Source organism: Atopobium minutum 10063974 (assembly GCF_000364325.1).
GTDB lineage: Bacteria > Actinomycetota > Coriobacteriia > Coriobacteriales > Atopobiaceae > Atopobium > Atopobium minutum.
Window position 1 is genome coordinate 852,189 of record NZ_KB822533.1, and the last position, 13,843, is coordinate 866,031.

General features: G+C 50.1%; 8 protein-coding genes. 6 read left to right on the forward strand and 2 right to left on the reverse strand.

Annotated features, from left to right (window positions below):
* Positions 1-5 precede the first annotated feature (5 nt).
* The 4 genes from smc (at position 6) to HMPREF1091_RS03970 (ending at position 7,517) form a co-directional block, all read left to right on the forward strand.
* Complete coding sequence (smc, locus tag HMPREF1091_RS03955) at positions 6-3,581, forward strand: chromosome segregation protein SMC (protein ID WP_035424795.1); 3,576 nt, start codon at positions 6-8, stop codon at positions 3,579-3,581.
* A complete protein-coding gene (gene ftsY / locus HMPREF1091_RS03960) occupies positions 3,582-4,487 on the forward strand; it encodes a signal recognition particle-docking protein FtsY (protein ID WP_002563543.1) in 906 nt (301 codons plus the stop codon).
* A gap of 3 nt (positions 4,488-4,490) precedes the next feature.
* Positions 4,491-5,882, forward strand: coding sequence for a signal recognition particle protein (gene ffh, locus HMPREF1091_RS03965; RefSeq protein ID WP_002563544.1), 1,392 nt, complete (start codon positions 4,491-4,493; stop codon positions 5,880-5,882).
* Positions 5,883-6,227: 345 nt separating this feature from the next.
* Positions 6,228-7,517, forward strand: coding sequence for an LPXTG cell wall anchor domain-containing protein (locus tag HMPREF1091_RS03970; RefSeq protein WP_002563545.1), 1,290 nt, complete (start codon positions 6,228-6,230; stop codon positions 7,515-7,517).
* Positions 7,518-7,639: 122 nt separating this feature from the next.
* Here HMPREF1091_RS03970 and HMPREF1091_RS03975 read toward each other — a convergent pair whose 3' ends face one another.
* Entirely contained in the window at positions 7,640-9,268 is a 1,629-nt protein-coding gene (locus tag HMPREF1091_RS03975; RefSeq protein WP_002563546.1) for a L,D-transpeptidase family protein, read from the reverse strand.
* Positions 9,269-9,383: 115 nt separating this feature from the next.
* Between HMPREF1091_RS03975 and HMPREF1091_RS03980 the strand changes: the two genes are divergently transcribed.
* On the forward strand, positions 9,384-10,196 hold the full coding sequence (locus HMPREF1091_RS03980) for a TrmH family RNA methyltransferase (protein ID WP_002563547.1): 813 nt from the start codon (positions 9,384-9,386) through the stop codon (positions 10,194-10,196).
* Positions 10,197-10,291: 95 nt separating this feature from the next.
* Complete coding sequence (locus tag HMPREF1091_RS03985) at positions 10,292-11,728, forward strand: glycoside hydrolase family 1 protein (protein WP_002563548.1); 1,437 nt, start codon at positions 10,292-10,294, stop codon at positions 11,726-11,728.
* A 147-nt stretch (positions 11,729-11,875) separates the two neighbouring features.
* Here the strand turns inward: HMPREF1091_RS03985 and ftsH are convergent, their stop codons facing one another.
* Positions 11,876-13,783, reverse strand: coding sequence for an ATP-dependent zinc metalloprotease FtsH (ftsH, locus tag HMPREF1091_RS03990; protein WP_002563549.1), 1,908 nt, complete (start codon positions 13,781-13,783; stop codon positions 11,876-11,878).
* Positions 13,784-13,843: the final 60 nt, after the last annotated feature.

The window sequence follows — 13,843 nt, forward strand, 5'->3', positions numbered from 1 at the left end:
GCGCGGTGTATCTAAAGTCGCTCACGCTCAAGGGCTTTAAGTCCTTTGCCGATAAAACACATATGGTGTATGACCCAGGTCTTACCGTTGTGGTAGGACCAAATGGCTCCGGAAAATCTAATGTTTCCGATGCTGTGCTATGGGTTTTGGGCGAGCAAAGCGCTCGTATGCTGCGTGGGCAGGCAATGGAAGATGTTATCTTTTCTGGTTCCAGCGCGCGTAAGCCTGTTGGCGTCGCTGAGGTTACCTTGGTGTTGGATAACTCTGACCACACCATTCCGGTGGACTTTACGGAAGTGGGCATTACGCGCCGTATGTATCGCTCTGGTGAATCGGAATACCTTATCAACGGAGCACCGGCACGCTTGATGGATATTCAGGACATCCTGCATGATTCCGGTTTGGGCAAGGATACGCATTCCATTATTTCTCAGGGCAAGTTGGATGCTATTTTGCAAAGCCGCCCTGAAGAGCGCCGCCAACTCATTGAGGAAGCCGCTGGCATCTCTAAGCATCGTCGCCGCAAGGAGCGCTCGGAGCGCAAGCTTAAGAGCATGGATGAGAACCTGCATCGAGCTAAGGACATTGCTCGAGAGATCACGCGTCAGCTGCGCCCTCTTGAGCGCCAGGTAGATAAGGCCAAGCGTGCTAGTGATTTGCAGAATCGTCTTTCTGAGCTGTCTTGCATTTTGGCAGTGGATGATCTGCGCGCGCTTAAACATGAGTGGGCACAGCTCAGCTCTAAAAGCAATGAGTCCGATGCAGAGCTCGAGCTTGCACGCTATCGGCTGGATGAGAAGCAAGCAGAGCTTGAAAAACTCCAGTCCATGCTTGAGCAAAAAGGCCTGTTTGTAGGGGATTTGGGAGATCAGCGTCGCCGCATGCAGGATGCGCTGGGGCGTATCAATTCTGATATGCGTCTGTTGGAAGAGAAGGGCAAGAACATGGTTGCCAAGCTCTCTGACATGCGTATGAACCTCTCGTCTTTAGAAAAACAAAAAGCGGATCGTACCCATGAGCTCGAGCACAATCGTGACGAGTTGGCCGGTCTTGTCGCCCGTTTTGACCAGCTGGATCAAGAGGTGAGCGAGCTTGGTCCTCAGGCCATGGCTGCCCGAGAAGAGCTGCGTGACGTGGATGGCAAGATTGCACAGCTTACGGCAGAACAGCGCGCTGCTCAGCGCATCAGCGATCAGGAAACCCTGGCGTATGCCCGCCTTAAAGAGCAGATTTCCAACGCGGAGCTGGAAGATTCCATGTTTGTGAGTCGTCTGTCTCAGCTGGATGAAACCATGGCGCTTTGCTATGAAGCACTCTCGGAGCGTACGGCCAAGCAAAAAGAGCTTACGGATGCGCTTGCCGCGTTAGATGAGCAGCTACATACTGCTGCTGTACGCATTGAGACAAAAAAGCAGCAGCTTGTACAGGCATCAGAGGCAGAAGAAGTGGCGCGCCGGGCTTTGAGTGAAGCCAAGGCGTCGCTGAGTGCCCTTGATGCTGTTCAACGCGCCAGCGATACAGCAAATCCGCTGGTAGCACAGTTGCTCAGCAATAAAGAAAGCGCGTCTGTAATAGAAGGCCGCCTGAGCGATTGTATCGAGGTTCCGCAAGCACTGGAGGCGCTGGTAGAGCGTCTGCTTGCCGATGACCTTTTTGCTCTGGTGACCTCTGCCGAGAAGGACTTGGACCTGCTGCTTAAACAGGCTCTACACGCCGCTTCTGATACCAGTCATGCAACGCTGCTCAGCAAGGACTTCTCTGCCGTCTCTGTTGGAGGAAGCGCACAAGAAACGCGTGTGTCTGCACGTCCTGAAGACGGCACCATGCTTCTGGACCAGCTTACCATTGCGCCTGGTGCCCACGCTTTAGTATCTGCCCTGCTGGGCAACGTGTGCGTTTGTCCCAGCGCCACACAGGCCCTGGCTGCACATAAGCACAATCCGCAGCTGGTATATGCCACCTTGGATGGTACAACGGTGCTGCCCGATGGCCGCGTGCTGGTAGGCAGTGCCGCGTGCACCGAGGCTGGTTCATTGGAGCGCAAGCGTTCTATACGCCAGCTCCAAGAGGGCATGGACGGTTTGGAACGCGCGCTAGCACAAGCGGGCGCTCTGGTAGAACAAACGCGCTCAGAGCTCAGCACTTCTCGAGAAGAGCTGGACGATTGCAAGAGTGCTGTGGCGTCGCGCAAAGGCGAGCTGTCAAGTGTGTCTTCTGAGATTGGGCGTTTGCAGGGTCAACACGATCAGGCGCAAAACGAGCATGCCCAGCTTTCCAAGCGTCGAGAAGAAGCACGACAGCGTGCAAGTGAGGCACTCTCTCAACTTGATGAGCATAGTACTCAGGCTCAGCAGGCTACGCAGGAGGCTGATGCCATTGCACAAAGCCTGCAAGAGGTGGTTGCTTCTCGTGAGGTGATTGCAGAGCATGAGGCTCAGCTAGCAGCCCAGTTGTCTGAGGCTCGTCTGCAGCTTGCGTTGGTGCGCGAACGCAAGCGTCATTTGCAAACCAGTGTAGCGGAGCTTGAACGGCGTTTGCGTGGTTTGGAAAGCCGCCACAGCTCACTGGAATACAGTGCACGATCCCTTGAGGTGGTACGTCTGCGCGTGCAGCCCTTGCATGAGCGCTATTCTGCTATTCATGAGCTTGCTATGAGTTGGGCTTCTCGCCTGCAGGATCGAGCCAGTTTGGCGGAGGCAGACTCCGAGTCTTTGAAGAAAACCATCAATGATGCCCGCGCACAGGTAGCGGAGGTTCAAAAAGCCTACGAGCAGGCACAGGCACAGACCAGTGATCTTAAGGTCAGCATGGGCAAGCTTGAGGTGCAGGTACAACAGGCAATCCAAGCCATTGTGGCAGATGGTGCCTATACCTTAGAGGAGGCGCTTGAGCTTCCTGAGCCCGAGGATCGCGAGGCCGCGCAGCATGAGGTTTCTTCCCTTAAGCGTCAGCTTGCAGATATTGGTCCGGTCAATCAAGTTGCTATGGACGAGTACACCAAGCTCAAGACGCGTTCTGATTACATAGCGGCACAGGTACAGGACCTGGAAGCCGCACGCAGTGCGCTGGTAAAGATTACCGCTGCTATCGAGCGTAAAATGCGCAAGCAGTTCTTACTTACGTTCGACACCGTTAATATGCATTTCCAGCAGGTGTTTGCCATGCTCTTTCCGGGTGGTAAAGCATATCTAGAGATGACCGACCCCGACCATCTGTCAGAAACAGGCATAGAGATCGTGGCGCAGCCTCGCGGCAAACGCATTACCAAGATGATGCTTATGAGCGGTGGAGAGAAGTCACTTACGGCTCTGGCCTTGCTTTTTGCGGTATATCGCACGCGTACTGTTCCCTTCTACGTATTTGACGAGGTTGAAGCCGCGTTGGATGACTCCAATCTCGACAAGCTCTTGGGCGCCATTGAACAGCTCAAGCAGACTACGCAGCTTATTGTTATTTCTCACCAGCGCCGCACCATGGAGCAGGCAGACGTCTTGTATGGTGTGTCTATGCAGGCAGATGGCGTAAGTCATGTTGTTTCGCAGCGTTTGGATCACGCAACAGGAAAGGTGGTTGACGCCTAAATGAGTATTGCAGATCGTTTGCGAGAAGGACTTTCTCGTTCGCGTGAAGCCTTAAGTGAGCTTTTTTATCTGGGTGGCGAGGTTGATGAGACCTTTTGGGAAGATCTTGAAGACACCCTGGTTATGGGCGATATTGGAGCAGAAGTTGCCCTGCGTGTGACCGATGAGTTGCGCCAACAGGCCGCTAAAGAAAATCTGCGAAGTGCTCCAGCATTGCGCCGTGCACTGGCTACTAAACTGGCGGCAACGTTTTCTGTAGCGCCGCGCGATCCCTTTACGGATACACCCAGCTGTGTGTTGTTTGTAGGCATCAATGGTGCTGGCAAAACTACCACCGTGGGTAAGCTTGCTGGTAAGGCAAGGTCACAGGGGGTAAACGTGCTCATCGGCGGAGCGGATACCTTCCGCGCTGCAGCAATTGAGCAACTTGAGGTATGGGGCAAGCGCGCGCAGGTGGATGTGGTTACGCGTGAGCGTGGTGCCGACCCCGCAAGTGTGTGCTATGACGTTTTGGAGCAAGCCGAGAAAACCGATGCCTCGCTTGTGCTTATCGACACCGCAGGACGTCTTCATACCTCTTCTGATCTGATGCGCGAGCTGGCTAAGGTGGTAAATGTCACGCGCAAGCGCGCTGCTATGCCCGTGTCTGTGGTGCTGGTTATTGATGCAACAACGGGTCAGAATGGTCTGTCTCAGGCTAAAGAGTTTAACGATGCCTTGGACATAGACGGTCTTATCGTTACTAAGCTTGATGGCACCGCAAAAGGTGGTATTGCCGTTGCCATTTCTCACCAGCTTAACTTACCCATTTACCGTATTGGTGTGGGCGAGGGGATCGAGGATTTGCAGGTATTTGATCCACAGCAGTTCTGTGAGGCGCTGGTGGGCTCTACGGAAGGGATGTAGCAGATGTTTAACAACCTGTCTGACAGGCTTCAAGATACCTTTGATAAGCTGCGTGGTAAGGGCCGTCTGACCGAGGAAGACATCACGCTGGCAATGCGTGAGATCCGCATGGCTTTGCTGGAAGCAGACGTTAACTATCGCGTGGTTAAGGATTTTGTCGCTTCGTGTAAAGAAAAGTGTCTCACGGCAGAAATTCTGAGTTCCCTCAATCCCACCCAAAATGTTGTTGCCATTGTTTTGGAAGAGCTCACAGAGTTGCTTGGCGAGACTGAGTCCAAATTGGTGCTTGCACAAAATCGTACGCCCAACGTTATTATGCTGGTTGGTCTGCAAGGCTCCGGTAAGACCACCGCTGCGGTCAAGTTAGCGTATTTGCTCAAAAAGCAAGGTCACACTCCGCTATTGGCCGCGTGCGATACCTATCGTCCTGCTGCAGCAGATCAGCTTGCTACCCTTGGTGGGGAGATTGGCGTTGCTGTGTATCGTGGTGATGGTGCTCATCCCGTAAGCATTGCCACCGAGGCCATCAATGACGCTGTCAACCGTTTGTGCGACATTGTGATTGTGGATACCGCGGGCCGCTTGCAAATTGATGAAGCCATGATGCAGGAGGCCGTGGATATCAAAAACGCTGTTCGTCCTGATCAGGTGCTTATGGTTGTCGATGCCATGACGGGTCAAGACATCGTAAACGTTGTGTCTGAGTTTGCCGAGCGTACGGACTTTGATGGCGTTATCATGTCCAAGCTCGATGGTGATGCTCGTGGCGGTGGCGCCCTGTCTGTTCGCGCTGTTACGGGTAAGCCTATCAAGTTTGTCTCGCTTGGCGAGAAGCCCAGTTCCCTTGAGGTGTTCCATCCAGATCGTATGGCCAAGCGCATTCTGGGCATGGGCGATATGTATGGCATCATTGAACAGGCCCAACAGCTTGCTAATAAGGAGTCTATGGATGCTGCTGAGCGCATGATGCGTGACGGCTTTACCATGGATGACATGCTTATGCAAATGCAACAAATCCGTAAGATGGGCGGTTTATCTAAACTTGCAAGCATGATCCCCGGTGTTGAGCGCGCTATCAATCAATCTGGTGGTGCTGCTGGTCTTGACGATAGTGCTATTACTCGCATTGAGGCTATGATTCGCTCTATGACACCTGCAGAACGCCTGCGTCCTAAGACGATTAACGGGCAGCGCCGTAAGCGCATTGCTGCAGGTTCTGGTCGCTCTGTGCAAGAGGTCAATGGTCTGTTGCGTCAGTGGGGCGAGATGAACAAGATGATGAGTAGAATGAAAGCCATGACCAACAGCGCTAAGGGCGGCAATAAGGCAAGCATGCGCCAGATGAAGGGCATGATACAGCGCATGGGAATTGATCCGCGTACTATGAAGTTCTAGCTCTGATCTTATAGGTTTTGCATTGCAAACAATACCGATACAACTAAAACAAGAAAAACATATGGATATCGTCCATATGTTTTTGTTTAGCTCACAAAAGCTCTATACTCCTAAAACACCTTTATTTTTTGTAAAAGGATTCTTTAAGGAGGGTTATTGTCTTTTCAAGTGTAGAGCGCTTGCTTAAGCAAATAAAGAGAGGAGGGGGGGGGACTGTTCCTTGCTCTGCTTGTTGCGGCATCGCTTGTTCCTTCTCCTGCATTTGCAGAGTCAACAGTATATTCCAATAATATTTGGATAGCTGATCCCCTACGGTATGGCTATCGCTACGAAAAAACGATAGATATGACCAAGGCACCAGATCGCACCAAAGTTCCTGAGGCAAAGTTTAGTTATACACTTTCTACTATACCTGCAGAGGATTACAGCGCCATGGGGATAGGTACGCGTTATACCTCTTTTGATGATGGAACTACCACTCCAGAAAGCATAGTAAGAGCTGGTAGTCTGCTTGATGGCCAGTCTTCTACACCTTTTTCTACTGTTACCTTCCGCAATCAGGATCACTACTGGCCCGAACTTGAACACATGATTGATAACAATGAGACTCAAGCAACGCTTGATTACATCATTACGCATGCTTGGGGCGAGATGCGTTCCTCTGACCATATCCAAAGCGTTATTGTTAGGCTGCCAACTGATGATGAGCGTGCAGACCTACGTTATAGTTCGTATATAGGTGCAGGATGGTTAGAAGATATGAGTCCATGGCGCAGCTTCTACACGATGGATGATCCATCCCAATATCTGACGCCTGAAGGATATTATGCTTCTGATACGCCCGTGGGTTACGATACTGGAAGCCAGTCTCTTTGGGATTATGCTGTGCCATTTAGCTATACAGAGATGTTTAATCTTCATAGCAATCCTGCTGTAAACTATGTCGCCTATGCTATACGTGCTCCATATGTATCACGTGAGCGTATAGATAGCAATGGTCTGCTTACTTCCGTTTCTAAACCTTTGTTCTCACCTGAAGAACTTGAACATATCCAGCAAATGTTTAAGGATATTGTTGCAGAGGTTCAAGGCAATGGTCCCATCGATGCAGATGATGAAGCAAATGCAGACGTTCCTCGCATTTATCGCTATGTCCTTACGGAAGACGCCGCTTCCGAAGAGTTTACTCCCAATACTCAAAAGCTTATCGTTGATTATTTTGTAAGGTCTAGTAGTGCAGACAGCGATGGTACTCTGTTGATTTTTGAGAGTCCTGAGCAAGCTGATGAGTTCTATAAAGGTGTGTTCACAAAAGATAGTAGTGGTCAGTATTCCAATCAAGAAAATTTGTTAGCACACGGACTTCCTCAGGCTGCTCCCAAGGCTGGCTTTACCAATACCTATGCTGAGTCAAAGCCCGAGCCAACTCCCGAACCCACTCCTGAACCCAAGCCAGAACCTAAATCTGAGCAAACGCCTACAACACCTACGTCTCATTCAAACGTGAAGGGATCGGGTCGTTCAACGGCCAAGCTCCCCAAGACTGGTGATGTTACGAGTGTTGCACCGCTGATTATGTCTGCTGTGGGTGTCGGAGGCGTTTTGATTGGCCGCCGCATTCGTCGTCGTAAGTAGTAAGTAGTTACGAGCACGTTACTATAGCTGTTGGAAGAAATCTCCTCAGGCTCGCTTATAAGCAAGTCTGAGGAGATATTTTTAGCTTTTATCTCGGTTAAGAACGAGTATCGTTTACCGTTTTATTGATGTACCACCACTACGGTACCAACAGGAACAAGCTTATACAGCTCAGCAGCCTTATCGGGAGGCAAATTAACACAGCCGTGACTGCCGTTGTACTGGTAAATGGTACTGCCAAATTTTCTACGCCATGGAGCATCATGGAAGGCAACTACGTTGTCAATAAAGGGAATCCAATAGTCAACATGGCTCTTATAGTCAGGCTCGCCATCATGATCTTCATCAAAGCCAATAAGCGTTTGATTAGTGCCTTTATTGCCATTTACCGCATACACGCCAGTGGGGGTGCCGTGATTGGTTGAGGTATTGCCGCTTACCAAATAGCTTTCCCAGGTAAGGGTGCCGTCAACATAGTAGCGTGCATACTGCTCACCAAGACTTACGTCAATGTAGCTATTGCTCCAATCCTGACCACCAGTACCTGTCCATGCCTGAGCCGATTGCTTAGCAGGGATCTCAATGTCTGCAGTGGATTTTGCCTCAATCTGTGCAGCGATTTTCTCGGCAAGGGTAGCGCCGTCAATAATCCAGCCGTAGTTACCACCGCTTACAGAAAGCTGGACCCCATCGGGACGGGTGTAATTTCTGGTTGTACCAACGGTGTCAAGCTGCTTTGACAAATCTCCCTTGGCCCAGGTAGTAATGGCATTGGTGTCAAGGCTGGCATCGGTATTGTTTGAGAGGAGTACCCACTGTGCAATATCCTCGTTGGAAAGCGTGCGGACCTCTGTGCCGTTAAAGGTAAGCTTGGTACTGCCAATCATAAAGCTGTTGGCTTTTTCTACCTGCGCCTTGAGATCTGCATTGTCCGAAGTGATGGCAGGCAATGAAAGAGATTCTTCACCAAGCTTGATGTTGGATTGTAAAGCAACAATCTTGCTGCCCACATAGCTGTTGAGTGCATCCTCATTGATAGCCGTGCCATATACTTCTTTGGCAACAATAAACTTTTGCTCATTCTTATCAAACTGAGCTGCAGCATCTTGGGGCTGCGTTGCATCTTTGTTGATAGCGGCAATATCTTCGGTGAGGGCATCGTGCAGTTTGTCCTTATTAAAGCTGGCCTTGTATTGCGTGTTGAGCGTATGCGTCTTAAAAAGTTCAAGAGGCCAGGCCCAAATGTTTTGCTCAGAAAGTGCCTCGGCAACAAAGGTCTTGGTATCTAGCTGGAGGTCTATATCGTGGGTAGACAACTTCTTAGAAATGCCATCTCCGGCAATAGAGACGGTATAGCTATCAAGGTTTGCGTTGAGATGATTGGACACGTCAGCAGCAGATTTGAGAGAAACGTCTTGGGCTTGCAGCGTGGTTTTAGGATAAAACCTTCCCGAGAAAACCAGTGCTCCAGCGCAGTATATGCCAGCTAAAATTGCAACGATACTCGCCGTAATGATATAGGTACGCTTCTTGTTACGAAGATGTTTTTCTGGGTGTTGCTCATCAGAGCCTGCGGGGTCTACCGGATCTGCGGGATCCATGAAGCTTGATACAGTATCTGAAGAAAAATCATCAGATGACAGAGACTCAACCGAAGGAACTGTGTGGGAAAGAACGGTTGCGTCTAAATCCTCCGATACGCTATCCGATGAGTTGTCGGATGAATCAAAAAAATGCTTTGGATTAGACATACAACAAAACCACTCTCTCCAAGATACGCAGGCAGCGCAAAATACAAACCGTTCTCATGATACCCTGTTCTTGATTAGCAAAGTATGGCATTGCGTTTTACAAAGAAAGAGTACTATGCCAATTATACGAGTTCAAAATTTAGATGACCCACGCCTTGAGGTATATACCAAGCTTACGCAGCATCAACTCAGAAATGCTCTGGATCCCAAGCGTGGCATTATGATCGTTGAGTCAGAAATTGCAATCAGGGTCGCTCTTGCTCATAAGCTAGAGCCTCTTTCTCTGTTGCTGGACGAGAAGAAGCTTGCAGCTATGAACGATGTGTTAGCTACGCTTGATCCCGAAGTGCCTATATTTGTTATGCCTCATGCGCTTACAAGTGAGCTTGTGGGCTATAAGGTCACCCGTGGTAGGTTTGCTGCTATGAAAAGGCCTGTCCAGGCAGAGCTCACAGAGGTCTTGCAGCATGCTCGGCGTGTAGCGGTGCTGGAGGGGATAGTAGATGCCACCAACGTGGGCGCGCTTTTTAGATCTGCTGCAGCACTCAATGTGGATGCTGTTGTGTTATCTCCCGATTGTGCCGATCCATTTTCTCGTCGATCCATTCGCGTGTCCATGGGTAATGTCTTTTTGATTCCTCATGCTCGTTTTGAGGGTAGCTGGCCAACAGAAGGCATAGCACAGCTGCATGACGCAGGCTTTACCTGTGCAGCTCTCGCATTATCTGATGATGCCTGCAGCTTGGATGATCCTAGCCTCAAAAAGCATGAGCGTCTCGCCTTGTTTTTTGGTACGGAAGGGGATGGCTTAACCCATAGCGTTATCGAGGGCTGTGATGTAGTAGTGCGTATTCCTATGGCGCATGCGGTTGATTCTTTAAATGTTGCCGCAGCATCTGCTGTGGCCTTTTGGGAGCTCTGTCGCTAACCCGTAGGGCAAGCTATGCACACTCAAGCAAGGACTACCTTGTTATGCTGGCGTATTTTATGCAGGACTTGTAAGGCAGATAGAAAGGATAGAACATGGCACAGAGATTTCCCGATGGTTTTTTCTGGGGTGGCGCTACGGCTGCCAATCAGCTTGAGGGTGCGTGGAATATTGATGGCCGCGGTCCAAGCGTTGATGATCACTTAACCGGCGGTACCTATGATCGTGCTCGTGAGATTACGGTGGATATCAGGCCAGACATGCTCTATCCCAACCACGATGGCATTGATTTTTATCACCGCTACGAGGAGGATATTGCGCTGTTTGCCGAGATGGGCTTTACGATGTTTCGTATGTCTATTTCCTGGAGCCGTATCTTTCCTAACGGTGACGATAAGACCCCCAATGAGTCTGGCCTTGCCTTCTATGACCGCGTTTTTGATTGCCTGCGTGCACATAACATTGAGCCGATGGTAACGCTCTCACACTATGAGATGCCCTATCACCTTGTTGAAACGTACAACGGTTGGGCTTCTCGTGAGCTTATTGGCTTTTTTGAACGGTATTGCGCTACCGTTTTTGACCGTTACCAAGACAAGGTACGGTATTGGCTTACCTTTAATGAGATCAACTGCGGTACCGTTCCGTTTGGAGATATGCTTGAGACGGGACTTATGCAGGGTTTTGAAGGCTCAGCTTCAGATCTGGAAAACTCGCTGCAAAACCGCTATCAGGCACTGCATCATCAGTTTGTGGCTGCGGGCCGTGTTACGCGGCTGGCACATGAGCGCTATCCTCAGTTTAAGATTGGCAATATGGATTGCTTTATTCTGTCCTATCCGGCTACCTGTGACCCTACTGACATCATGTTAAATCAGCAGGCAATGCGAAAGATGAACTGGTTCTGTTCCGATATTCAGGTACGTGGTGCCTATCCAAGCTATGCTGCGCGCTTCTTTGAGGAGAACGACATAGCTCTTGTGATTAAAGACGGAGACTTGGACGATATTACCGATGGTAAGGTGGACTTCTATACCTTTAGCTACTATATGAGCAACATAGTGGGCGTGCATAAACTTGAGCAGATTCCCGGTAATCTAACCCAAGGCGGGAAGAACCCCTACCTTAAGGCTACGGACTGGGGCTGGCAGATTGATTCTGAGGGATTACGCTTTAGCTTAAACGAAATTTACGACCGCTATCAAATTCCGCTTATGGTGGTTGAAAACGGCATGGGAGCGTATGACACGGTGGAAGAGGATGGCTCTATTCACGATCAGTATCGTATTGACTACCTGCGCTCTCACGTGCGTGCCATGCGTGAGGCTGTAGCTGACGGTGTAGATCTTATTGGCTACACCTGGTGGGGTCCCATTGATCTTGTTTCAGCTGGAACGGGAGAGATGCGTAAGCGCTATGGCTTTATTCACGTAGATAAGTACGACGATGGTAGCGGTACGTATGAGCGTCGTCGCAAGGATAGCTTCTTTGCATACCAAAAGATCATTGCAAGTAACGGTGCCGATATTTAAACCACGATCTCGGCTGATCTTAGAATCTTAATAGCGCTATAAAACGCTATGGTACTGGCTGTGCTAAGACAAAAATTTGCGCGTAGGACGTCCTTGATCGGAAGTCCTACGCGCTTTGGTCTTAGTTCTTGTAAATAGAACGTATGGTTACTTTTCGTAGGCAGAACCTACCGGAGCAAAGCCATCTTCGCGCTCAAAGATGCGCATGAACTCTTCACCGGTGATGGTTTCCTTCTTTTGAAGATAGCGTGCAAGCTCATGGAGCTTAAAGCGGTTGGCGGTAAGGGCATCCTTTGCTGCCTGGTGGCCCTTCTCGACAAGACGAATAACCTCTTCGTCAATCTGTTGTGCGGTGCCTTCAGAGCAGTTGAGCTCTGCGCCGCCACCAAGGTAGCGATTGCGCACCTGACCAAGGGCGACCATGCCAAACTTATCAGACATACCATACTGGGTAATCATGTTGCGGGCAATTTGCGTGGCCTTTTCGATGTCGTTAGAAGCCCCTGTAGTAATTTCGTTAAAGATGAGCTCCTCTGCTGCACGACCGCCACACAAAACGGCAATTTTATTCTCGGCTTCCTCGCGGGTAGTGAGGAATTTTTCATCCTCTTCTACCTGCATGGTGTAGCCAAGAGCACCAGAGGTACGAGGAACAATCGTAATCTTCTGCACGGGAGCGGTACCCTTTTGAGACGCCGCAACAATTGCGTGACCAATCTCATGATAGGCAACAATTTGCTTTTCATGTTCGGAGAGTACGGTGGATTTGCGCTTCTCGCCAGCAATGACCACTTCTACGGATTCCTGGACATCCTCTTGGGTTACGCGAATACGACCCATACGAACCGCGCGCAGGGCTGCCTCGTTGATGATATTAGCAAGGTCTGCACCCGAAGCACCAGGGGTTGAACGAGCAATAACATCAAGGTCTATGCCGGGCTCCATCTTTACATCGTTGGAGTGCAGCGTAAGGATGGAAATACGACCCGCAAGGTCAGGGAGCTCTACCGGAATACGGCGATCAAAACGTCCAGGACGCAACAGGGCGGGATCGAGGGAGTCTGGCCTGTTGGTTGCCGCAAGCACAACAATGCCCTTGTGATTGTCAAAGCCATCCATCTCGGTAAGGAGCTGGTTGAGGGTTTGCTCGCGCTCGTCGTTGGTGGAAAGACCGGCGTCACGACGCTTACCAATGGTGTCTACCTCATCGATAAAGACGATGCAGGGAGCCTTTTCATTGGCCTGTTTAAAGAGGTCACGGACCTTAGCGGCACCGCGTCCAACAAACATCTCCACAAATTCAGAGCCAGAGATGGAAAAGAACGGAACGTTTGCCTCGCCCGCAACCGCTTTAGCAAGCAGGGTTTTGCCCGTTCCTGGAGGGCCTACCAACAAAGCACCGTGGGGAAGCTTTGCGCCAATAGCAGAATATTTACCAGGGTTTTCCAGGAAGCTTACGATCTCCGCAAGCGATTCCTTGGCCTCATCTTGGCCAGCAACATCTTTAAACGTAACTCCGGTTTCCTCGCCATTAACCACCTTGGCACCAGATTTACCCAAACCGCCGCCAAAGGGGCCGCCTCCAAAGGGATTGCCGCCAAAGGTCATGGAGTTATCTCCACCCATTGCCTTTTTGAGCTTACGATTAAGCCAAATACCTGCAGCAATCATAAGAATGAGAGGCAGGATGGTGGTAACAAGGTAGTAGATGATAAGCGTTTGGGAATCATTGGTTTGCGTGGTGGCAGAATACTTGACGCCCTTCCGGTTAAGGGTTTCTACCAATGAGGTATCGCCAGGGAACTGTGTGGTTACAAAGTCCTGTTCCTTATTATCTTTGGAAGCGGTGTAAAACAGCTCACCAGAATTGGTGTTGAGCTTTACCGAGGTAACGCTCCCATTGTTAAGCATGGTAGAAAACTCGCTGTAACTTGTCTGGATAGCGTTGCCCGAGCGCATGCTGGAAAACGCAGAATTGAGAGCAAAAATTACAGCCGCTGCCAGAAGCGCATACAACAACATCGATTGATGCTTTTTGCGCTTGTTCATTTCCATTAGGTACTTCCTCTCTTAGAGCATGAGCAGCAACAATGATAGGAAAATACCCCTTAGCAT

What these genes read in the sequence shown, in the direction of transcription:
- ftsY (WP_002563543.1), top strand. Translation starts at nt 3,582, where the DNA reads ATGAGTATTGCAGATCGTTTGCGAGAAGGACTTTCTCGTTCGCGTGAA.
- ffh (WP_002563544.1), top strand. Translation starts at nt 4,491, where the DNA reads ATGTTTAACAACCTGTCTGACAGGCTTCAAGATACCTTTGATAAGCTG.
- HMPREF1091_RS03970 (WP_002563545.1), top strand. Translation starts at nt 6,228, where the DNA reads ATGACCAAGGCACCAGATCGCACCAAAGTTCCTGAGGCAAAGTTTAGT.
- HMPREF1091_RS03975 (WP_002563546.1), bottom strand. Translation starts at nt 9,268, where the DNA reads ATGTCTAATCCAAAGCATTTTTTTGATTCATCCGACAACTCATCGGAT.
- HMPREF1091_RS03980 (WP_002563547.1), top strand. Translation starts at nt 9,384, where the DNA reads ATGCCAATTATACGAGTTCAAAATTTAGATGACCCACGCCTTGAGGTA.
- HMPREF1091_RS03985 (WP_002563548.1), top strand. Translation starts at nt 10,292, where the DNA reads ATGGCACAGAGATTTCCCGATGGTTTTTTCTGGGGTGGCGCTACGGCT.
- ftsH (WP_002563549.1), bottom strand. Translation starts at nt 13,783, where the DNA reads ATGGAAATGAACAAGCGCAAAAAGCATCAATCGATGTTGTTGTATGCG.